Source organism: candidate division TA06 bacterium (genome assembly GCA_016235665.1).
Lineage (GTDB): Bacteria > Edwardsbacteria > AC1 > AC1 > EtOH8 > UBA5202.
Map to the genome: position 1 here is coordinate 28,940 of JACRJI010000013.1, position 20,868 is coordinate 49,807.

The window sequence follows — 20,868 nt, forward strand, 5'->3', positions numbered from 1 at the left end:
AACACATTGAGCAAAAAAGCCATGAATGCCAAAGAACAATTGCAGATTATAAAACGGGGAACCCTCCACCTGATGCCGGAAGAGACCCTGTTATCAAAGCTTGAAAAGGCTATAAAGGAATCCAAACCTCTTAACATAAAATACGGGGCCGATCCTTCGGCACCGGACCTGCACCTGGGGCATGCGGTCTGTTTCAAGAAACTGAAGGAATTCCAGGATCTGGGGCACCGGGTCATTTTCGTGATCGGCGATTTTACCGCTATGATCGGCGATCCTACCGGGCGTTCTGAGACCCGCAAACCGCTGACCCGGGAACAAGTCCGGGATAACGCGGCCACTTACATGGAGCAAGTGTACCTGCTGCTGGATCGGGAAAAGACAGTAGTGGCCTATAATAATGAATGGCTGTCAAAACTCAACCTAAGCGACGTCATCAATCTCAGCTCCAAGTTCACCGTGGCCCGGATGCTGGAGCGAGACGACTTCAGCAAGCGTCACAAAAACCAGGCTTCGATCGGGGTCCACGAATTCCTATATCCGGTGATGGTCTCCTATGACTCGGTTCATCTCAAGGCCGACGTGGAAGCCGGGGGCAACGACCAGCTGTTCAACTTTTTGGCCGGCCGGGAGCTGATGCAGGAACTGGGGATGGAGCCCCAGGCGGTCCTGACGGTGCCGATTCTGGTGGGGACCGACGGCATCAACAAGATGAGCAAATCGCTGGGCAATTATATCGCCATCAAGGACAGCCCCAAGGAGATGTTCGGCAAGACCATGTCCATACCGGATTCCGCCATTTTGACCTATGCCCAGCTGGCGGCCTTTTACGGCGGCGAGCAGCTGAAAAAAACAAAAAACCGACTGGAAGCCGGGGAAAATCCCCGGAACATCAAGGCCCAGGTCGCCCGGGACATCGCGGCCATCTATCACGGCGCCGCCAGGGCGGAGGCGGCCTCGGCCGAGTTCGATCAGATGTTCCGGAACGGCGGGCTGCCGGAGAACCTTACCGAACACAACCCCGGAGCCGACAAAGTGTGGATCATAAAATTGATCACCGGGGCGGGCTGCGCCAAGAACAGTTCCGAGGCCCGGCGGCTGATAGTGCAGGGCGGGGTTCATCTGGACGGAGAAAAGATCACCAGCATTGACGCGGAGGTGGACATAAAGAACGGGGCCATCCTTAAGGTCGGCAAGAGGAATTTTGTAAAGTTGAAAAGATGAAAGACGCAAAATCAAGTAAATCAAAAGGGAAGAGCCTCAGGGCTGCGGTGTTCATTGACCGGGACGGGACCATCAACTATGATACCCACTATGTCAACCATCCGGACCAGTTGAAACTATTGCCCGGGGCGGCCGAGGGGATTCAGCTGCTTAACCAGAATGATATTTTGACGGTGGTGGCCAGCAATCAGTCCGGAGTGGCCCGGGGGTATTTGACCCTCAAAACATTGGATATGATCCACCGCCGTCTGATAGCCCTCTTAAAACGCCAAGGGGCCAGCCTGGATGCCATTTATTATTGCCCCTATCATCCGGAAGAAAGGCATCCCTGCCGCAAGCCAGATATCGGCATGGCCCTGGCGGCCGGTAAAGAATTCGGAATAGATCTTTCCCGTTCCTACATGATCGGAGACAGCCAGAGCGACATGGAATTCGCCCGCAACCTGGGAGCCAAGAAAATACTGGTGCTTGGCGGCAAATCAAACGGCCGGGAGGCCTGGGTAAGAAAGATCAAAGTCGACTGCCTGGCACAAGATCTTCTAGGCGCGGCCCTGTGGATAATCAATGATCTGATATCCAAAAATCCGGCCAGGGGATAAGACTTGATGCTGGCGGAAGTAAAAAGACGCTTAAAAGGTCAAAAGCTGAAAGATCATAGCCGGCCCAAGCCAGAAACGCAGAAGTTTCTGGCTGTTGTATTAGCGCTTTAAGCCAATCCGCAAAGAACCAAGAATTTTCTGAAAATCCAAAAACAATCAATACAAGGCAGAGTATAAATGATATCAGCATTGATAATTGCCAAGGATGAAAAAAATAATATCGGGCCCTGCCTGGATAGTCTGCAGGGGTTTGCCGGCGAGATTATAGTTGTTGTTGATTCATCAAGCACCGATGAAACCGAGCAGATAAGCAGGAACAAAGGGGCCAGGGTGCTGGTTAAGGAATGGCAAGGCTTCGGTGCCACAAAAAACTGGGGATTACAGCAGGCCTCGGGAGATCTCATCCTTTGGATAGACGCCGATGAAAGGATGACCCCTGAGCTTGCCAAGGAAATAACAACAACGATTCAATCAAACCGTAATTTTTCAGCCTTAGCCTTTCCCCGGAAAGCATATTTTCTCGGGAGATGGATAAAACATTGCGGCTGGTACCCAGGTTACGTCACCCGGCTGTTTAAAAAAGAAAAAGCAAGGTTTAACGACAAGCAAGTGCATGAGATGTTAGTGGTTGACGGTAAAGTGATCAAACTTAAGGAAGCTTTGCTCCATTATACAGACCCCGACCTGGCCCATTATCTGTTGAAATTCAATAAATACACCAGGTTAGCTGCCGAACAGATGAATAAGTCGGGATCCCGTTTCAAACTCTCAGGTGTTATCCTGAAGCCTCTGATAGTATTTGTCAAAATGTATATCATCAAACTGGGATTTCTGGACGGTATGGAGGGCTTCATCTTGTCTGTGCTTTCGGCCCATTATTCCTTCGTTAAGAACATCAGGCTCTGGGAAATCAAAAGGCACCAAGGAAATATGCCAAGAGCAAATGAGACGATTGATGGAAACAAACAATAGACCCGCTCACATATTAGTCATCAAAATGCTGGGGGTGGGAGATGTAATCTGGACCACGCCCCTGCTCAGCAACCTACGGCAGGGCTTTCCCCAGGCTAAAATATCCTTCCTCTGCCGGAGCTTTTGCGCTCCGGTGCTGGCCAACAATCCCGACCTGGACGAGGTCATCGCCTTTGATCCCGGCAGCCTCGGGTATCAACTGAGTTTCATCCGGGACCTGAGAAGCCGGAAGTTTGACCTGGTGATAGATCTTTTCGGATCGCCCCGCACCGCTTTCCTGTCGCTGGCCAGCGGATCAGGAAACAGGATAGGCTTTGATTTCGGCTACCGCCGGTTGTTTTACACCATAGTGCTTTCGTCCAAAGAAGCCAACCGGGGCCACGAGGTGGAGTTCCATCTTTTTCCACTCAAAACCCTGGGGATCCCGGTCAGGTCAAAGGAACTGGTCTTTAACTTGAGGCCGGAGGAAACCGCCTTCAAGGACCGGACCTGGGGCGGGTGGGGCATCAAAGAAGAAGAGACTGTGGTGGGCCTGGTCGCCACCAGCGGCTGTTCCTGCCGGCGCTGGCCGGAGCAAAACTTTTCACAGTTGGCCCGGGAACTGTCGGCCATGAAAAACCTCCGGATTGTGATATTCTGGGGCCTGAGCGCAGAACTGGAAAGCGCCCAAAGGATAGCCAAGGGGGCGGAAGACAAGGTCCTCATTATCCCCAAGACCAGCCTTCGCCAGATGGCGGCCCTGCTGTCTGGTTGTGACCTGGTGATAGGCAATAACTGCGGGCCGGTGCAGATAGCTACCGCCTTCAAAGTTCCGGTGATAAACTTTCACGGCCCCACCCGCCCGCTGGGACAGGGACCTTGGGGAGTGCCCAACGTGATACTAAGGAATGAAAGCCTGTCCTGCCTGGAGTGCAACAAGACCAGCTGTCCGGATCCCAAGTGCATGACCGGGATCACCGTGGAACAGGTAATGGCAGCGTTCAAGACTATGATGGCCGGGGAACTTGGGAAAAGGTAGCATCACCTTAAATATCAACCGGGTCCATCAGGCATTGTTGAAATGCCATGGAATACCCGCCCCAAAAAAATATCCCCGGGTGCTGGACGCCCTGGTGGAGACCATCCTTTCCCAAAATACCAGCGATACTAACAGCCACCGGGCTTATCTTTCGCTGAAAAAACGATTTCCCAGCTGGAAAGCGGCGGCGGCAGCCAGGCCCCGGGACCTTGAGTCAGCCATCAGGACCGGCGGCCTGGCCAGGATAAAATCATTGAGGATCTCAAAACTGCTGAACCTGATAGCCCTGGAGCAGGGGCTGATCTCGCTGGAATATCTTAAGAAGCTGTCCCCGGAGCAGGCCTATCACCAATTGGTCTCTTATGACGGGGTGGGGCCCAAGACAGCCGCCTGCACTTTGCTATTCGGGGCCGGGATGCCGGTTTTTCCGGTGGACACCCACGTCTACCGGGTCTGCCAACGGCTGGGGTGGGCGGCTCCAAAAGAAAGCGTTGAAAGGTTTCAGGAACGGATCGGGCTATTCATTCCCCCCAAACAGGTATTCAACCTGCATGTGAATCTGATCACCCACGGGAGGCAGACCTGCCATCCCCGCCGTCCGGATTGCGAACGGTGCTGCCTAAAGACCCATTGCCAGAATCCCCATGACAGCAAACCAAAGAACCTAAAGGAGGAACGGTCATGAGCCGGAAACGCAAAATCCCTGTATTCCTGTTTTGTGCGGTCCTGTCCTTATGGGGTTGCCGGGCGCAGCCCCGCGAAGAATTCAAGAACAAGGCCCCAAAAACCATCAGCCTTAACGCCGACAGCGCTGAGGTCAAAGCCGACAGCGCCAGAGTGCTCCCCGTTCCGGCCGGCGTCCAGTTCGGCTTTTCGCTGGAGTTGCTGGGGGACGCCCGGCTTGATTTTTATGATGAGACCGACCGCCACACCGGGCCGGCCACCAAGGAAGAGTACCTTCCCGTCCTGGAAATGATCCTGGCCCAGCCGGAACTGCACGAAGAGGAAAAGGCCAACCTGGAGGCCCAGAAACAGCGGATATTGCAGACCGGCAGCGCCGCCGAGTTCTTCATCAACCGGGGCATACCCAACCTGCAGTTCAAATCCTCGGCCGAAAAGAAGTCGGCTTCTTTCAAGGGCGGGGATGAAATAATGATGAAGATCAGCCAGACCGCCGGCGGCAAGCTGGCCCTGACCCTCAAGGTCTGGAACCACCTCCAGGTCAAGGAAGCGCAATACGCCATTGAAGCGGGAGAGGGCCAGAACGGCGAGATCAGCATTTTCTCCACCATGGACGACTTTACCCTGGATTGGGGCGGGAACGATGAAGGCCAGCCGGAGCGGACCATCCAGCCCTTCAAACTGGACAGCATGGCAGTGGCCCCGCCGCCGGCCGCAGCGGCCAAGAACGTTTCTCAGTCAGCTCCGGCCCCGGCGACCCCGCCCGTCAAAACCGGGAAATAGCAATGGCAGTTTTCAGATGGAACGCCTGATAGCCCACGTGGACATGGACTGCTTTTACGCGGCGGTGGAGGTTTTGGACAACCCGGAGCTTAAGGGCCGGCCGGTGATCGTGGGCTCCGACCCCAAGGGAGGCAAGGGCCGGGGCGTGGTCTCGGCCTCATCCTACGAAGCCCGGAAATTCGGGGTGCATTCTGCCATGCCCATCTCCCAGGCCTTCAGACTATGCCCTAACGGAGTGTTTTTGCCGGGGCGGATGAGGCGTTATGCCGAGGTTTCGGATGTTATTATGGAGATACTCTTGAGTTTTACGCCCCAGATGCAGCAGATCTCTGTGGACGAGGCCTTCCTTGATCTGACCGGCTGCCGGAGGATCTTTGGTTCTGCCGAACAGATGGGGAAGAAGATAAAGCTGGCCATCAGGCAGAAGTGCAACCTAACCGCCTCGGTGGGGATGGGCTCCAACAAGCTGATAGCCAAGATAGCCTCCGACTTGAAGAAACCCGATGGTTTGGTTATAGTGCCTCCCGGCAGGGAGGCGGAATTTTTAAGTCCCCTGCCTTTGCGCAAATTGTGGGGCATAGGGCCCAAGACGGAGCAGAGGATCAAATCGAGCTTCAAGGCCGAGACCATCGGACAGTTGGCGGCCATTCCGGAGAGTGCCCTGGCAAAAGAACTCGGCGTAATGGGGGGGTACCTGCACCAGCGGGCCAACGGGGTGGACGACGATCCGGTCTGCGACGGGCATGAAGCAAAATCCATCGGCCGGGAGAACACCTTTGACGAGGACACTGCCGACAGGGAGGTGCTGCTTTCCACTTTGCTCTATCTCTGCGACGATGTGGCCGGCAGTTTGAGGGACAGCCAGTTTCAGGGAAGGACCATCACTCTTAAACTGCGCTACACCGGTTTCGAGACCCACACCTACGGGAAAACATATTCCAAACTGCCGGCGGCGGCGGGCGAGATCTTCCAGGCGGCCAAGAGACTTTTCCTGGACAACTGGCGGCCAAAGGATGCCATCAGGCTGATCGGAATATCGGTCTCCAACTTTGACGAAAGACCGGAGCAGATGGGGCTGTTCAGCGGGGACGGAGCCCAAGCCGCCAAAACCGAGAGCCTGGAAAAGGCGGTGGACCAGGTAAGGAAGAAGCTGGGCAAGAGGGCCATAGTCCGGGGCGGTGCGATGGAACGATGATGAAATATTTTTCCGGAACGCAGACCAACGCAGATCGAAACCGATCACGCAGATAATAATCTACAGCTGAGTGTCCGGTTAAAAGCATTGAATTATAATACACCAATAAATTTGATAAGCATGCGAGTATTGCACATAGTAACGGCCTTTCCACGGCACGAGCAGGATGTGATCACGCCCTGGCTGGTGGAGATGCTTAAAAAGCTCAAAGAGCAAGGAACTGAGGTAGAAGTATTCACTTCGTCCTACAAGGGTCTTGGGGGCCAGGTGCTGTGGGGCATTCCGGTGCACCGTTTCCGTTATTTCTTTTCCCGCTGGGAAAACCTGACCCACGAGGAAATGGCGGTGGACCGCATGACCCGCTCCCCGCTGTACAAACTGCTTCCGGGCTTCTATCTGATAGGCGGGATCCTGTGGGTGCTAAGGCTGTGCCGCAAGAACAAGTACGACGTGATCCACGTCCACTGGCCGATGCCGCACGCCGTGTTCGGCTGGGCGGCCAGGCAGGCCTGCAAGGCAAAGCTGGTGACCACCTTTTACGGCGCCGAGCTGCGCTGGGTGAAGAACTCCCTGCCGTTCATGAAATGGTTTTTGCGCTGGGCCATCAGGATCTCCGACCGGGTGGTCGCCATCTCCACTTTTACCGCTAACGAGGTCAGGAGCATCTCTGATATCCAAGTCCAGGTGATACCTTATACCATAGGATTCTCTGAAAAGTTAAACATAAAAGATAAAAAATCAAAAACGGACAGACCCGAGATACTGACTGTCGGAAGGATGGTGGAACGCAAGGGGGTCAGATACCTGATCGAGGCCATGCAGCAGCTGCCGCAGGCCAGGCTGGAGGTGGTGGGCGGCGGGCCCCTGTTGCCGGAACTTCAGGAACTGTCCAAGAAGCTTGGAGTAGCGGACCGGGTGCATTTTGCCGGGAAGGTATCCGAAGCCGAACTGATCGAACACTACAGCCGGGCCGCGGTCTATGTTCAGCCGGGGATCATAGATTCCCGGGGCGACACCGAGATGCTGGGGGTGGTCCTGCTGGAGGCCATGCACTACGGGGTGCCGGTGGTGGGCAGCGATATAGGCGGGATCACAGATATCATATTAAACGAAAAGACCGGACTGCTGGTGCCGCAGAAGGATCCGCAGGCCCTGGCAGGGGCCGTAAATAGAATATTGGAGGACGAAAAGTTAAGACAACGGTTGGTTGATGGCGCGGATGAACATTTGAAAACCAATTTCAGCTGGGATAGTATTGTTTCCAAGTGGATGGCGGTTTACCAACATAAAAAAGCATAAGAAATATTGAACTGGAGAAACAACATGTTCAAGCATCTTTTATTGGCTATCCTACTTTTTGCAAATGTTGCATATGCTTCTGAAGGCGAGATGTCAGTCGACAATAAACTTAAAGCCATAAATATGCTTTCTGTTAATGGAGTTTGGGCTGTATGCCATGATGCTCCTCGGTCTAATTTATATGGTGCGACAGGCGCCGAATATTCGTGGAATTATTTTATTTTTAAGAAATTATCAGCCGGTCTCACATATAATTTACTTGCTTTTTACTTAGGTGACCGAGTCTCCCTTACTGATAATAGTGATGGTCAAGCAAGTTTATCAATACTAGGTTTAAGAACTGGTTATTATTTTGGAAGTAGAAGGAGTTATTTTGTGCCACACCTATCAATTGAAGGAAGAATGCCGATAGGAAGCAATACATACGAAACAGGAGGGTTGTTGTGGAATTATAGCGCTGGCGCTTTGATCAAATTAAGAAAAAACATTTATTTTGATTTTGCTGGAAGCACAATGAAAAGTAAAAATTATACTTACTACTTTGTTAAACTTGGAATAAGTAGCATGATTTATTGAGTTTCTGGTTTTGTTTGATGCTCAGTAGAATAGCTAATAAATTCATGAACAAAACTATTATGGAGGGAAAAATGGAAAACCAGAACAACCCGGCGCCTTCCGTAACTCCCGCACCGCCAGGGGACTCAGGACAGATCGAGCAAAAACTGAAACTGGAGAACCAGCTCAAATCCGGGGCTGGGTGGTTCTACTGGATCGCCGGGCTGTCGCTGGTCAACACCGCCATCTTCATCTTCGGCGGCCAATGGAACTTCATCATGGGGCTGGGTATCACCCAGGTGGTGGACGCTGTGGCGGTGCCCATGGGCCAGGGCGGCAAGATAGCGGCGGTGATAATTGACTTGCTGATAGCCGGGATGTTCGCCGGGTTCGGGGTGATGGCTGCCAAGCGGAACACCTGGGCTTTCATCGCGGGCATGATCATATACGCGCTGGACAGCATAATATTCATCATGGGCGGTGATTTTCTGGGGATAGCTTTTCATGCTTTGGCGCTGTGGTTCATCTTTGGGGGTCTGAGGGCGCACCGTCAGCTGAAGTAGGATTGTTTTCAGGTGGATGGCGGTTTATAAATATTTTGTAGGAAGTCTGATATGAATAATAGTCAGCAGAACCCAAACAAAACATTGTTTAAAATATTGGCATTGGCTTTTATCTTTTTGCCGTCCACTTGTTTTGCTTACGAGCCAATTATGTCCGTAGCGGTGCTTTATTCAGGTTCTGCGATATTGGGTACATTTATTTTAAATTCGGCTATCGGTCTTATTATAGCTGTTGTGATTAAAGGCATCGTATTCTATTGGAAAAGTGACTTTAAAAGCATTAGAACAATATTATTTATAATTATTGCCTTTATATATTCAACTTTTATAGGGTGGCTATTATCAATGACATTAATAACATTTAAATTCATTGTTTTAGTATTTCCTTTATTATTAATACCCGCTAATAATATGCAAAATTATAAAATATTTAAGCGTTTTGGAATTATTCCAAATGTTGTAGTTTTGTTTTTTCTTACAGTAGGATCAGCATTTATTTTTAATGCTGCTGACAAAGTACATGAAAGTTCGCTATTAGGTTATTGGTTGCTAAAGATAATATGCAGTACTATAGCCGTATCATTAAGTTATTTTATTTCGGTTGTGTGTGAGGACGGGTTAATTTCGTATTTATATGAAAAGAAATATAAAACAAAAAAGTCATTTCTCAAGCCAGTAATATGGGCAAATGCTGCGGTATTTATTGTTGTTATGGGTATTGGCGCGGCACTAGCCCTGCCTAAAAGGTTTGCGTCACCTAATTCTCTGATTGGTGCAATAAAGTTATTAGTTAGTTACTTCAGCCTGGGGTAATAAATCGAAGCAACAGTATTTAAAACCAGTAAAATCCCCGCACAAGCGGGGATTTTTGCTTTATGGAATTAAAAATGCAACAATCATTGGCAACTATAAGCAATGCAATAAAATAGAAAAAATTTACACAAAAGTTATAAAATTATATCATATAATGCAACTAGCATACCTTGATGCCCTATAACGGCTTAAAAATCGCAATAAAAATGTTTTATCTTGTATGATTTTTCCCTTGACAAAGCCCATATATAGTGGCATAATTAGGCCCCTTCTACAAAATAGAGGATATTGCTTCATGAAATGTCCAGCATGCGGTTTTCCCAAAGACAAGGTAATAGACTCAAGGCTCTCCAAGGACGGGCAGGCCATCCGGCGCCGCCGTGAATGCCTGCAGTGCCGCCGCCGCTACACCACCTACGAGTACATCGAGTCCTCGCTGATGATCGTGAAGAAGGACGGGCGGCGCGAGCCCTTTGACCGCCAGAAGATCATGTCCGGGCTGCGCAAGGCCTGCGAGAAGCGTCCCATCGGCATCGACATATTGGAGCGCCTGGTGGACAACATCGAGAACGAGATCCAGGCCCAGGGGCACAGCGAGGTCCAGGCCCCGCTGATCGGCGAGATGGTGATGAACGCCCTGCAGAAGCTGGACGGGGTGGCCTATGTCCGGTTCGCCTCGGTCTACCGTTCGTTCCGGGAGGCTGCGGATTTTGCCGAGGCGGCCAAGAGCTTTGCCCAGAAGAACGAACCCAAGAAGTAGTTAATCCGGGGTTTTTGACAGGATTTACATGATGCTTACAACCTCGGATTTTTTATTATTATTACATGAAACCAGGTCAGTCTTTTCCATTCGGTTCCGAAATAATCAAAGAAAAAAGAAAATATATTCATTTTAAGGAGCACCATGAACCCGCCCGATGCCGAAATGATCGCCAAAGGCCAATCGTCCCAGGACTCCTCCGAAGTCCCCAGGTTCCTGATGGTGGAGAATGCCAAGGACAAGCAGATCAACGCCGACCCGTTAATGCCCTTCAACGTGGTGCAGAAGCGCAGCGGGGAGATCGTCAACTTTGACCGGCGCAAGATCGCCGAGGCCATCTTCAAGGCGGCCCAGGCGGTGGGCGGGGCCGACCATCTGCTGGCCGACGCCCTGGCCGAGCAGGTGGAACTGCTGCTTCACTCTGCCAAGGGAGGCCAGCACCTGCCCAACGTGGAGGAGATCCAGGACGCGGTGGAGAAGATCCTGATCGAGCGGGGCCACGCCAAGACCGCCAAGGCCTTCATCCTGTACCGCGACCAGCGCTCCAAGGTCCGCCGCCAGAACTTCAACATCCGCCAGGTGCAGATGGGCGAGGTGGTGCGGGACAACGACGCCACCGATCTGGCCCTGTTCATCCAGACCTCCGAGGACAACGTGGCCCAGTGGGACCGGGAGAAGATCGTCAAGGCCCTCAAAAAGGAGGCCGGGGTGGCCGAGGACATCGCCCAGAAGATAGCGGCCGAGGTGGAACAGCAGATCCTGGACGCCAAGGTCAAGCGCCTGACCTCGTCCCTGGTGCGCGAGCTGGTGGACGCCAAGCTGATAGAATACGGCCTGGAGGAGGCCCGCAAAAGGCACTCCCGGCTGGGCATGCCTCTGTACGACGTGGAGAAGGTGCTGACCGACCGCAACCGGGAGAACGCCAACATCCCCCACAACCCGGAAGCCACCAACATGACCCTGGCCGAGACCATCAACAAGCAGTTTGCGCTGGCCCGGGTCTTCTCCACCGACGTGGCCGACGCCCACAGCCGGGGCGACATCCACCTCCACGACCTGGGGTTCATCAACCGGCCCTACTGCTCGGGACAGAGCCTGGAATACGTCAAGAAATTCGGCCTGAGCCTGCCCAACGCCCTGTCTATCGCCAAGCCGGCCAAGCACCCGGACACCCTGCTGGCCCACATGGTAAAAATGTCGGCCGCCCTGCAGGGGCACTTTGCCGGGGCCATCGGCTGGGACGCGGTCAACGTCTTCTTTGCCCCCTTCCTGGTGGGCATGTCCGACCGGGAGATCTCCCAGCTGGCCCAGATGATGATCTTTGAATACAGCCAGCAGTCGGTGGCCCGGGGCGGCCAGGCAATCTTCTCCGACCTCAACATCTATTGGGAGACCCCCAAGCATTTTGAGAACGTTCCGGCCATCGGGCCGGGCGGCGAGTATACCGGCAAGAAGTACGGAGATTACCTTAAGGAGTCCCAGCGCTTTGCCTGGGCCCTGTTCGAGGTCTACAAGGGCGGCGACGGCACCGGACGGCCGTTCTTCTTCCCCAAGCCCCAGGCCCACATCACCGAAAAGTTTTTCCTCACCCCGGGGCACCAGGAATACCTGGAGCTGATCTGCTCGGTGGCCGCCGACAAGGGCAACACCTATTTCGTGTTCGACCGGGGAGAGACCGCCAAGATCTCCGAGTGCTGCCGGCTGGCCTTCAAATTAGACGACCGGGACCTGATGGACGCCAACACCCCCTGGAAGATGCGCTATTCGGCCCTGCAGAACATCACCGTCAACCTGCCCCGGATAGCCTACCTGGCCAAGGGCGACACCAACCAGCTCTACAAGAAGATCGACGAGTTCCTGCACCTGACCGTCAAAGGCCACCAGCAGAAGCGCAAGTTCATAGAAAAACTGATGAACCTGAAGGACCAGGGGCCTTTAGCCCTTTTGGCCATGGAGAAGGACGGCGAGCCGTATCTTAGAATGGGCCGGGTCACCTTCCTGATCGGGATGCTGGGGCTGAACGAAATGGTGCAGCACCACATGGGGCAGGAAATGCACGAGAGCGAGGAGGCCTACAAGTTCGGCCTGAAGATGATAGCCTACATGCACCTCAAGATCAAGGAACTGGCCAAGGAATACGGGATGAAGTTCGTGCTGGAGCAGACCCCGGCCGAGAGCACTGCCTTCCGATTTGCCAAGCTGGACATGCAGCAGTTCACCAAGGACGCCGAGAAGGTGGTCAAGGGCAGCGTCAAGGACGGCACGGTTTACTACACCAACTCCACCTATCTCAATGTCGCCTACCAGATGAATCCGATAGACCGGGTGAAACAGGAGGGCAAGTTCCACGACATGATAGAGGCCGGGGCCCTGACCCACATCTGGCTGGCGGATTCCCACCCCACCCCCAGCTCCATCGCCAATTTCGTGGTCAAGTCGTTCCGCCAGACCCGCAACGCCCAGATCGCCTTCTCACCGGAGTTCACTACCTGCAACAGTTGCGGTAAGGTGTATAGGGGATTGAAGGATGAGTGTCCCAACTGCAGCCGGAAGGCGGTAGAGGGGATAAAGAAGATCAAATAGACTTCTGACTGTAGACAGTAGTCACTATCCAGTAGCCGGTAGACTGGTAACCAGTCATTGCAAGGGCGGTTCAAGATCTGGCAGTCGAAGCAAGCGGTACTAAATAGCTGGCTATTGGTGTATGATTGATGAGTGAAAAAATTAGGCGGAAGTATAATTAATTTTCAAATATTTTGAAAAGGAAGAATGTAATGAGTCATCAAGTAAAATTTTCATTGCCAGAACGGGAACTTGGTAAAGCGGATATTGAGTTTAGTGTGAAGAAAAATGGACAACAATTAGGGACGTTAAAAGTGTCAAAAGGTTCATTAGTTTGGGTTACGAAAAACTCTCAGTATGGGCATAAGATGCGTTGGGATGACTTTGAAGAAATGATGATGAAAAATGGGGAGAAAGAGAAGGCTTAATATCCTTTCTTGTCATTGGTAATGAGAAAACAAACACCGGTGGTGGGTAAGGACACGATTCATCGTGCCCCAACGGTGGTTGCAAACAGGAAGCTGTGACATGAAAACTCTAAACCGGCAACGGTAACCCCCAATCCGGCAACGGCTAAAACCCTTTTCCCTTCCCCCGCATCTAAATTAATTGTAGTTAGATTGTAACAATATTATTGGTGAAAGATGAATAGTAAAGAAATTCAACCATGGGTGCCGTTTAGTTTCTACGATTTTTTTGGTTATTTATTCCCCGGTATTTTATTTGCCACTTCTGCGTTGATACTTTTCAAATGGTCTTTTATAAATAGTAGCGTTATAGATACAATATGGAATGTATGTGAAAATAAATCATTTGTCATTGGTTTGGTTTTAATAACTATGTCGTTGGTGTTAATATATATAGTTGGTCATATCATAGCTATTATTAGTTCGATATTCTATGGCAGTATTTTAATATCCTCAATACTTGGTTATCCATACAAACATGTTTTAAACATTAAAGAAACCGATGGTAAACAATATTCAAGATCAACCCATTTGTGTTCAATTTTCTTTTTCAATTTATGGTTAATTTCACCAATATTATTTTCCGCTTCGGTATTCAAAATAATTACATACGCGTTTCTTTTAGTAATTACCATTTTGTTTTTTATAAGATTTATTGTAACTGTATTTGATGAAATCAATAAACGTGAAGAATTTGTTAAATTTACAAATAAAAAAATTATAAAATCAATCATTAACTTTAGCCTTTATTATCCAATATATTACTTGGCATATGTATTAAGAATAGGAATATCAATGATAAGAAAATTAATAGCGATAGATGTACCTTTCCCTAAAGAATTTATTGACAATTACGAAACCTATTTTGAAGAAAAGTTTAATATAGATTATAGAAAAGCCGGTTCAGAAAATTACTGGCTCACTAATTTTCAGGTATCGAATAAATGCCCAGAAAATTCACTTTCAATACGTACTTGGTTGCACATTTATGGGTTTCTTAGGAATATTTCTTCTGCATCTTATTTTGTATGTTTTTTATTGGCAGTTTTATTTTATTTTATTGGGAATAACGATGTTGTTAAGATTGATATTTTCAAGTGGCAGCTAGGTTTAACTTATGTGATTGCTATAGTATTAGGCTTAGGTTACTGGAAAATATTTCACACGTATTATACTAAAGGTATTATCCGTTCATTCTATGTGTCAGTATCGGAAGAAAAAACAAAGAAAATATAAAGGAGAATCCATGGAACTGCAGGAACTGAAAGACAAACTGACCTCGGAAAAACAGTCCTTTGAATTCAACGAAGAGGACGGAGGGGTCTACATCCGCAACAAGCGCTACGACACCAAGATCCACGCCAGTTACGAGGCTATCGAAAAGCACGATTGGAGCACCATCAAGGCCCAGACCGTGGCCGGGCGCGACGTCAACCACATCACCCGGGTCACCGGATACTTCACCATCGTGGAAGGCTGGAACAAAGGCAAGATCGGGGAACTGCGGGACAGGTACAAGTCGCAGGTTAAGTAGACCTAACCCCCGACCCCCTTCCCCGCAAGGGAAGGGGGCAATTATGATAAAAGAAAAGAGAAACGGAGCTATGGAAATAAAAGTATTCGGGCGGCCCAGCTGCCAGGTCTGCAAGCAGGCCATTGAAAAGATAGACTATTTTCTGGACAAGTGGAAATACACCGAACAGGTGCCGGTCAACTATTTTGACATGGACACCATGGACGGCCTGGCCGAGGGGGCCTTTTACGAGGTCTCCGACATACCCACCGTGGTGCTGGAGGAGAAAAAGGAGGAGCTGGACCGCTGGGTCAAGCGGCCGCCGCTTTCCAAGGAACTAAAACCGCATCTGGACAAGTCCTTCAAAGGCGCAGCCGGCCCGGATGAGGAGGACTGAATACAGTTGTGATTCTATTTACAATTGTGATACATTGGTGAATTCATTTGGTATGCAATTGTTGGCCAAGGGTATCACCACCGTATAACCATTGTATTCACCGCTGCCGGGACATGCATTAATTCTCCGTAAGGTAAAATGGAAATAAAAGGGTTTATAGAGACATCGCTAATTGACTGGGACGGCAAGCTGGTCTCAGTCTTTTTTTTGCCCGGCTGCAATTTCCGCTGCCCCTTCTGCCACAACCACCAGCTATGGAAGGAGCCGCAGAAGGTGGAGACCGTTCCCTGGCAGAAGGTCAGCGATTTCCTTAAAGGCAAGCAGGGCTGGATAGACGGGGTGGTGATCACCGGCGGCGAGCCCACCGTGCATGATGACCTGCCCCAGTTCACCCGAACCATACGGGAGATGGGCCTGCTGGTAAAGCTGGACACCAACGGCGCCAATCCCGAGATGCTGAAGATGCTGCTGGACAAAAAACTGGTGGACTACGTGGCCATGGACCTGAAGGCCACCCTGGATCCCATTTACAGCCAGGCGGCCGGGACCAAGGTGAACCTGGACGACATCAAGCGCTCGATCGAAATACTGATGACCGGCAAGACGGACTACGAGTTCCGGACCACTTTGGTGCCGTTGTTCCACAGTTTGGAGAACGTCAAACAGATGGGCAAAAGCATCAAGGGGGCCAAAAAGTGGGTACTGCAGCAGTTCGTGCCCCAGAACTCGGAAACGGCCATGCTCAAGAACGTCTGGCCCTACGCCGAGGAGTACCTGATGAAGATGCAGCAGGAGGGAAGCAAGTGGGTGGAGATCTGCATCCTGCGGGGAATAAGCGAGATCGCCGCCGACCAGGTCTGAAGAATAGCTAATAATGGACACTAATTGACACTGAAGACAATGATGGATTATACTTTTGGCAGCATGGCTGGTGACCAATCTCAGTACAGGTTTTATAAGGAATCCATGAATACAGGAAAAATTTTCTGTCCTTTCTTGGGACTTCATCCAGCCCTCTCCTAATGCTTTAGGAGAGGGGACGGGAGAGGTCAGTACCAGATAAATGAAAAGCCGCCCCATGGCTGGGGCGGCTTTTATGTTTCCTTTTTACAGGCCTAATCCTTGCAAAAGATGATGGCGCTGGTGCTGAACTCCGGGTCCATCTGGTGCGATTCGCTCAACTTCACTTTTATCCTGACCGGCTTCAGCACGGAAAAGATCTTCTCCTGCTGGGCCAGCTTGGGCCAGACCGGATAGCCGGGGCTGAGTCTGATGCTGTTCTCCCAGCCGGCCAGTTTGTTGATCCGGGCGTTGTTCCACTTGGCCAGGGCCTCGGTCAGCTCGGCGGCCAGGCCGTGCAGCAAAAATTCCTTCTGCACTTTTCCCTCCTGGTTCAATTTGCGGCAGCGCTTGCTTACCTTTCTGCCCAGGGTCACCAGCTGCAGGGCCACCGTCAGTTCCTCCCGGGAGCCGGCGGGGATGCTGCCGCGGATCTTTTCCGAAAAGGTAAGGGTCAGCCATTCTTTCTGGGACTTGGGTTTTAAGACCACCAGCTGGTAACCCTTCCACCTGGCCCGGTAGAAACCGTAAACGGCCTTGGGCTTAAAGACATCCTTCTTGATGGCCATCTCCCACATCTCGTTGAAGGCGGTCTCGGCCGCGGCGGCCTGCTGTCCGGCCTTGGCCTGGTCGGCCTTGGCGGAGACCATCTGCCAGCGGGACTGGTACAAGGACCGGCGGTTCAAATGCTCCAGCAGGAGATAGAGGGGGATCTTTTTCTCCACCTGGCTTCCCTCGAAGGGAAGTCTTTGTTTTTTCTGTGAGGCCCGGACCTTTAAACCCTCCGGTTTGGTTTCAGGTTTAACCTTGGCCGGTGCCAAGCGGACCTTCTTTTCTTCGGAGACTTCGGAACCCCGGTCCGTGATAGCGGATATCTTGGTCACTGGTTTCTCAGGGGCGGTCAGCTGCTGCATCACTTTAAGCCCGTCCATGGCGTCCTTGGCAAAATGGACCCCCGGATAAAGCGGAAGCATGGTCTTCTCATAGTAGTCCTGGCTCAGTGCCGCGCCGCCGCAGATCACCGGCAGACTCAAGCCCTGGGCTTTGAACACCTCCAGGTATTCGGTCATGGCTTTCACCGATTCCACCAGCAGGCCGGAGAGGCCCACCGCGGTCGGCTGGTGTTCCTTGACGGCTGAAATGATCTGCTCGGCGCTCTGCTTGACCCCCAGGTTGATCACCTTGAATCCGTTGGCCTCCAGGATCATGGCCACCAGGTTCTTGCCAATGTCGTGGATGTCGCCTCGGACCGTGGCCAGCACTATGGATCCGCGGGCCTCGGCCTTCTTCTTTCCCAGCATCGGTTTTAAAATATCCGAGGCGCTGCGCATCACCTCGGCCGAGCGCAGCACGAAGGGCAGTTGCAGCTTGCCCTGGCCGAAAAGTTTTCCCACCTTGTCCATGGCCGGCAGCAGGTCCTCCCGGATGATGAACAGGGGGGTCTCCTCCTTTAACAGGGCCTTCAGGGTCTGCTCCAGGCCCTGGCTGTCGCCGGACAGCACGTGCTGTTCCAGCCGCTGGGCAGGGGCCACGAAGTTCTGGTGGGCCACGCTTTCCTCCCCGATCTTGTGATGGGAGAAGAAGGCCAGCAGGGCCTCCAGCGGCGGCTTGGAGCCGGTCTGTCTGTTGAGTATCAGGTCGTCGCACAGTTTCACCAATTGGGGCGGTACCAGGTGCAGGGGCATGATCCGCCCGGCGTGCATTATGGCCGCGTCCAAGCCCCTTTCCACCGCCCGGCGCAGGAACACCGAGTTCAACGCCTTGCGGGCCTGGGGCGCCAGGCCGTAGGAGATGTTGCTGATGCCCAAGACTGTGTGGGAATTTGGGAACAGGGATTTGATTTTTGTGATGGCGTCCAGGGTCTCCTTGCCGGCGCTCTTCAGCGACTCGTCGCCAGAACCCAGGCTGAAGGTCAGGAAGTCGAACAAAAGGTCCTGTTCGGACAAACCGCATTCCAGGGCCAAAGCCTGCAGTCTTTGGGCCACGGCGATCTTCCTGTCAGCGGTATCGGCCATGCCCAGCTCGTCAATGGTCAGACAGACCACGGCCGCGCCGTACTGCCGGCAAAGCTCGAAGGTTTCCCTGGCCCTTTTTTCACCGTCCTCCAGATTGACCGAGTTGACGATGCAGCGCCCGGCCAGGCGCTTTAACGCTTCTTCCACCACCTGGGGGCTGGTGGAGTCTATCATCACCGGCAGCTGGAGCCGGGTGTTGAGCATGGAGCAGAAGACCTGGTAATCCAGAACCTCCTGCCGCCCGGCCGCGGCCAGGGAGAGGTCGATGGCGTGGGACTGCTCGGCCTGCTGGTTCAGGGCCACCTTCATCATGCCTTCGTAGTCGTCCTTCTGCAGGCATTCCCTGAAAAGCTTGCTGCCGGTGACATTGGTCCGCTCCCCGATGATCAGCGGTTTTGGTTCGGTGCTGATGTCCTGGGACTGGTAGAGCGAGGAGATCCGGGCCGTCCTTGTTTCCAGGGGCTGGCGAGCCGGAATGTCCTTTAAGGCCGAAGCCAGCTCCCGGATGTGCTCCGGCGTCGTTCCGCAGCAGCCGCCGGCGATGTTCAAGCCCACCGCGGAGGCGAAACTTTTCATTTGCCCGGCAAAATCCTTGGGCTCCAGGTCGTAGACCGTCCGGCCGTCCGCTAATTTGGGCAGGCCGGCGTTGGGCATCAGGAACAACGGCTTTGATGAATGCCGGGCCAGGTAGTAGACAGCCTCGGTCAACCCTTTAGGTCCCAGGCTGCAGTTGAGGCCGATGGCGGCCAGCGGCAGGGGCTCCAGCGCGGCCAGCACCGCGGCGATGTCGCTGCCCAGCAGGGTGCGGCCGCTCTGGTCGATGGTAACCGAGCCGATGATGGGCCGGTATTGATCCTGTTCCTTCATGGCCCGGTCAATGGCGATGACCGCGGCCTTCAGCTGCAGCAGGTCCTGGCAGGTCTCCACTATAAAGCAGTCAACCCCGCCGGCCAGCAGGCCCTGGGCCTGGGGCAGATAGCTCTGCACCAGTTCGTCAAAAGATATCTGTCCCAGGCCGGGCAGTTTTGAGCCCGGGCCCATGGAACCGGCTGCGTATCTTGGTTCATCGGGCTGGGAGAATTGTCCGGCCGCCTGTTTGGCCAGCCGGGCCGCCTGCTGGTTGATCTCAAAACACCTGTCTGCCAGGCCGTGTTCGGCCAGGATGTGTCTGGCCCCGCCAAAGCTGTCGGTCTCTATGATCTGGGCCCCGGCCGAAAGATAATCAGTATGTATCTTCTGGATGACATCGGGCCGGGAGAGGCACAGGAACTCATGGCAGCCGGGATGGCCGCCGTAATCCCCGTCGTTCAATCCGGCCGCAAAAAGCTGGCTGCCCATGCCGCCGTCCATGATCAAGATCCTCTGGCGGGAGATGTTCAAGAAACCTTCCCGGTCGTTCATCATATTATCCCTTTTTGTTTCAGGTTTTCCAGCACCTCGGCCACGGCCTGGCCCCGGCCCATGGTGTAGAAGTGCAGGCAGGGGACCTTTTGTTCATACAGCCCGGCGCAGAGTCCGGTGGCGAAATCCACTCCGGCCTTGCGGGCCGCGGCCGGGTCCTTGGCTGAAAGTATTTGCTCCACCAAGCCCTGGGGCAGGTTGACGTGGAAGTCTCTTGGTATGGCCGTCAATTGCCGGGGGCTGGTGATGACCTTGATGCCGGGGATGATTGGAACATCGATACCCTCGGCCCGCACCCGGTCCACATAGTTCTTGAATATTTCGGCCGAGAAGACCATCTGGGTGATGATGTAGCTGGCCCCGGCGGCGATCTTTTCCTTTAAGTGCTTGATGTCCTCGTCCAGGTTGGGGGCCTCGTAGTGCTTTTCGGGATAACCGGCCACGCCCACGCAGAAATTGGTGGGATCGGCCACGTCCAGCTCCTCCAGGTATTTCCCCTTGTTCAGATTGGAAGCCTGGGCCACCAGTTCCGAGGCATAGCGGTGGCCGTCCTTCTCCGGCTCGAACTCGCCGAAGCCAGGCGGGGGATCGCCCCTCAGCGCGAACAGGTTGGTAAAGCCCAGATAGTGGAAGTCTATTAAAGCGTCCTCGGTCTCGTACTTGTTAAACCCGCCACAGATCAGGTGGGGCACGGTCTCTATCTGGTACTTGTTGGCCAGGGCCGCGCAAATGCCCACGGTGCCGGGCTTCTTGCGGCGGGGGATCTTCTTTATGACCTCGTCCACCTCCTCGTAGACGATGCTCTGCTGGTGGTAGGTGACATTGATGAACGAGGGATCGTAGGGCTTAAGCAGGTCCACCGCCTGGTAGATGCTCTGGATGCTGTGGCCTTTTTCGGGCGGGGTGATCTCCAGGGAGATCAGGGTCTTTTTGCGGTTCTGGAGGTATTCGGTGATGTGCATGGTTTTTTGATAAGCTCCCCAAAATGATTATTT

20 protein-coding genes are annotated in these 20,868 nt (G+C 52.8%); 18 read left to right on the top strand and 2 right to left on the bottom strand.

Translation table 11 applies throughout. The features are described from left to right. Positions 1-21: 21 nt before the first annotated feature. The 18 genes from HZA73_08080 (at position 22) to HZA73_08165 (ending at position 16,259) form a co-directional block, all read left to right on the top strand. A complete protein-coding gene (locus HZA73_08080) occupies positions 22-1,221 on the top strand; it encodes a tyrosine--tRNA ligase (GenBank protein MBI5805989.1) in 1,200 nt (399 codons plus the stop codon). Beyond that, positions 1,218-1,820, top strand: coding sequence for an HAD family hydrolase (locus HZA73_08085; protein MBI5805990.1), 603 nt, complete (start codon positions 1,218-1,220; stop codon positions 1,818-1,820). The genes HZA73_08080 and HZA73_08085 overlap by 4 nt, the downstream gene beginning before the upstream one ends. A 177-nt stretch (positions 1,821-1,997) precedes the next feature. Continuing rightward, positions 1,998-2,792, top strand: coding sequence for a glycosyltransferase family 2 protein (locus HZA73_08090; GenBank protein ID MBI5805991.1), 795 nt, complete (start codon positions 1,998-2,000; stop codon positions 2,790-2,792). Next, positions 2,776-3,810, top strand: a complete 1,035-nt coding sequence (locus HZA73_08095) for a glycosyltransferase family 9 protein (protein ID MBI5805992.1) — start codon at positions 2,776-2,778, stop codon at positions 3,808-3,810. The genes HZA73_08090 and HZA73_08095 overlap by 17 nt, the downstream gene beginning before the upstream one ends. Then, positions 3,797-4,495 (top strand): endonuclease III, encoded by a 699-nt coding sequence (locus tag HZA73_08100; protein MBI5805993.1) that lies wholly within the window; start codon positions 3,797-3,799, stop codon positions 4,493-4,495. The genes HZA73_08095 and HZA73_08100 overlap by 14 nt, the downstream gene beginning before the upstream one ends. Then, positions 4,492-5,274: a hypothetical protein gene (locus tag HZA73_08105; GenBank protein ID MBI5805994.1), complete on the top strand. Its 783-nt coding sequence runs from the start codon at positions 4,492-4,494 to the stop codon at positions 5,272-5,274. The genes HZA73_08100 and HZA73_08105 overlap by 4 nt, the downstream gene beginning before the upstream one ends. A gap of 16 nt (positions 5,275-5,290) precedes the next feature. After that, the gene (dinB, locus tag HZA73_08110; GenBank protein ID MBI5805995.1) at positions 5,291-6,469 is read left to right on the top strand and encodes a DNA polymerase IV; all 1,179 of its coding nucleotides are present in this window, start codon (positions 5,291-5,293) and stop codon (positions 6,467-6,469) included. Positions 6,470-6,589: 120 nt separating this feature from the next. Next, entirely contained in the window at positions 6,590-7,768 is a 1,179-nt protein-coding gene (locus HZA73_08115; GenBank protein MBI5805996.1) for a glycosyltransferase family 4 protein, read from the top strand. 24 nt (positions 7,769-7,792) lie between these two features. Continuing rightward, complete coding sequence (locus HZA73_08120) at positions 7,793-8,344, top strand: hypothetical protein (GenBank protein MBI5805997.1); 552 nt, start codon at positions 7,793-7,795, stop codon at positions 8,342-8,344. A 44-nt stretch (positions 8,345-8,388) separates the two neighbouring features. Continuing rightward, positions 8,389-8,886 (top strand): hypothetical protein, encoded by a 498-nt coding sequence (locus HZA73_08125; protein MBI5805998.1) that lies wholly within the window; start codon positions 8,389-8,391, stop codon positions 8,884-8,886. Between the two features lie 51 nt (positions 8,887-8,937). Next, positions 8,938-9,699 (top strand): hypothetical protein, encoded by a 762-nt coding sequence (locus HZA73_08130; GenBank protein MBI5805999.1) that lies wholly within the window; start codon positions 8,938-8,940, stop codon positions 9,697-9,699. Between the two features lie 295 nt (positions 9,700-9,994). Next, entirely contained in the window at positions 9,995-10,459 is a 465-nt protein-coding gene (nrdR, locus tag HZA73_08135; protein ID MBI5806000.1) for a transcriptional repressor NrdR, read from the top strand. Positions 10,460-10,603: 144 nt separating this feature from the next. Then, on the top strand, positions 10,604-13,042 hold the full coding sequence (nrdD, locus tag HZA73_08140; protein MBI5806001.1) for an anaerobic ribonucleoside-triphosphate reductase: 2,439 nt from the start codon (positions 10,604-10,606) through the stop codon (positions 13,040-13,042). Between the two features lie 191 nt (positions 13,043-13,233). Further along, complete coding sequence (locus HZA73_08145; protein MBI5806002.1) at positions 13,234-13,449, top strand: hypothetical protein; 216 nt, start codon at positions 13,234-13,236, stop codon at positions 13,447-13,449. A 216-nt stretch (positions 13,450-13,665) separates the two neighbouring features. Next, positions 13,666-14,724, top strand: coding sequence for a hypothetical protein (locus HZA73_08150; GenBank protein ID MBI5806003.1), 1,059 nt, complete (start codon positions 13,666-13,668; stop codon positions 14,722-14,724). 10 nt (positions 14,725-14,734) lie between these two features. Further along, a complete protein-coding gene (locus tag HZA73_08155) occupies positions 14,735-15,022 on the top strand; it encodes a hypothetical protein (protein ID MBI5806004.1) in 288 nt (95 codons plus the stop codon). A gap of 43 nt (positions 15,023-15,065) precedes the next feature. Continuing rightward, positions 15,066-15,398: a glutaredoxin family protein gene (locus HZA73_08160; GenBank protein ID MBI5806005.1), complete on the top strand. Its 333-nt coding sequence runs from the start codon at positions 15,066-15,068 to the stop codon at positions 15,396-15,398. 138 nt (positions 15,399-15,536) lie between these two features. Then, on the top strand, positions 15,537-16,259 hold the full coding sequence (locus tag HZA73_08165; GenBank protein ID MBI5806006.1) for an anaerobic ribonucleoside-triphosphate reductase activating protein: 723 nt from the start codon (positions 15,537-15,539) through the stop codon (positions 16,257-16,259). A gap of 254 nt (positions 16,260-16,513) precedes the next feature. Here the strand turns inward: HZA73_08165 and HZA73_08170 are convergent, their stop codons facing one another. Beyond that, positions 16,514-19,873 carry a homocysteine S-methyltransferase family protein gene (locus tag HZA73_08170; protein MBI5806007.1) on the bottom strand — a complete coding sequence of 1,120 codons (3,360 nt, stop codon included), beginning with the start codon at positions 19,871-19,873 and terminating at the stop codon, positions 16,514-16,516. After that, positions 19,873-20,835: a methylenetetrahydrofolate reductase gene (locus HZA73_08175; GenBank protein ID MBI5806008.1), complete on the bottom strand. Its 963-nt coding sequence runs from the start codon at positions 20,833-20,835 to the stop codon at positions 19,873-19,875. Before HZA73_08175 ends, HZA73_08170 begins: the two co-directional genes overlap by 1 nt. Positions 20,836-20,868 lie beyond the last annotated feature (33 nt).

Excerpts from the sequence above, each read along its gene's own strand:
- HZA73_08165 (MBI5806006.1), top strand. The coding sequence starts at position 15,537 with ATGGAAATAAAAGGGTTTATAGAGACATCGCTAATTGACTGGGACGGC.
- HZA73_08175 (MBI5806008.1), bottom strand. The coding sequence starts at position 20,835 with ATGCACATCACCGAATACCTCCAGAACCGCAAAAAGACCCTGATCTCC.
- HZA73_08115 (MBI5805996.1), top strand. The coding sequence starts at position 6,590 with ATGCGAGTATTGCACATAGTAACGGCCTTTCCACGGCACGAGCAGGAT.
- HZA73_08160 (MBI5806005.1), top strand. The coding sequence starts at position 15,066 with ATGATAAAAGAAAAGAGAAACGGAGCTATGGAAATAAAAGTATTCGGG.
- HZA73_08170 (MBI5806007.1), bottom strand. The coding sequence starts at position 19,873 with ATGAACGACCGGGAAGGTTTCTTGAACATCTCCCGCCAGAGGATCTTG.
- HZA73_08145 (MBI5806002.1), top strand. The coding sequence starts at position 13,234 with ATGAGTCATCAAGTAAAATTTTCATTGCCAGAACGGGAACTTGGTAAA.
- HZA73_08080 (MBI5805989.1), top strand. The coding sequence starts at position 22 with ATGAATGCCAAAGAACAATTGCAGATTATAAAACGGGGAACCCTCCAC.
- HZA73_08095 (MBI5805992.1), top strand. The coding sequence starts at position 2,776 with ATGGAAACAAACAATAGACCCGCTCACATATTAGTCATCAAAATGCTG.
- HZA73_08155 (MBI5806004.1), top strand. The coding sequence starts at position 14,735 with ATGGAACTGCAGGAACTGAAAGACAAACTGACCTCGGAAAAACAGTCC.
- HZA73_08105 (MBI5805994.1), top strand. The coding sequence starts at position 4,492 with ATGAGCCGGAAACGCAAAATCCCTGTATTCCTGTTTTGTGCGGTCCTG.
- HZA73_08090 (MBI5805991.1), top strand. The coding sequence starts at position 1,998 with ATGATATCAGCATTGATAATTGCCAAGGATGAAAAAAATAATATCGGG.
- HZA73_08125 (MBI5805998.1), top strand. The coding sequence starts at position 8,389 with ATGAACAAAACTATTATGGAGGGAAAAATGGAAAACCAGAACAACCCG.
- HZA73_08130 (MBI5805999.1), top strand. The coding sequence starts at position 8,938 with ATGAATAATAGTCAGCAGAACCCAAACAAAACATTGTTTAAAATATTG.
- nrdR (MBI5806000.1), top strand. The coding sequence starts at position 9,995 with ATGAAATGTCCAGCATGCGGTTTTCCCAAAGACAAGGTAATAGACTCA.
- HZA73_08150 (MBI5806003.1), top strand. The coding sequence starts at position 13,666 with ATGAATAGTAAAGAAATTCAACCATGGGTGCCGTTTAGTTTCTACGAT.
- HZA73_08120 (MBI5805997.1), top strand. The coding sequence starts at position 7,793 with ATGTTCAAGCATCTTTTATTGGCTATCCTACTTTTTGCAAATGTTGCA.
- nrdD (MBI5806001.1), top strand. The coding sequence starts at position 10,604 with ATGAACCCGCCCGATGCCGAAATGATCGCCAAAGGCCAATCGTCCCAG.
- HZA73_08085 (MBI5805990.1), top strand. The coding sequence starts at position 1,218 with ATGAAAGACGCAAAATCAAGTAAATCAAAAGGGAAGAGCCTCAGGGCT.
- dinB (MBI5805995.1), top strand. The coding sequence starts at position 5,291 with ATGGAACGCCTGATAGCCCACGTGGACATGGACTGCTTTTACGCGGCG.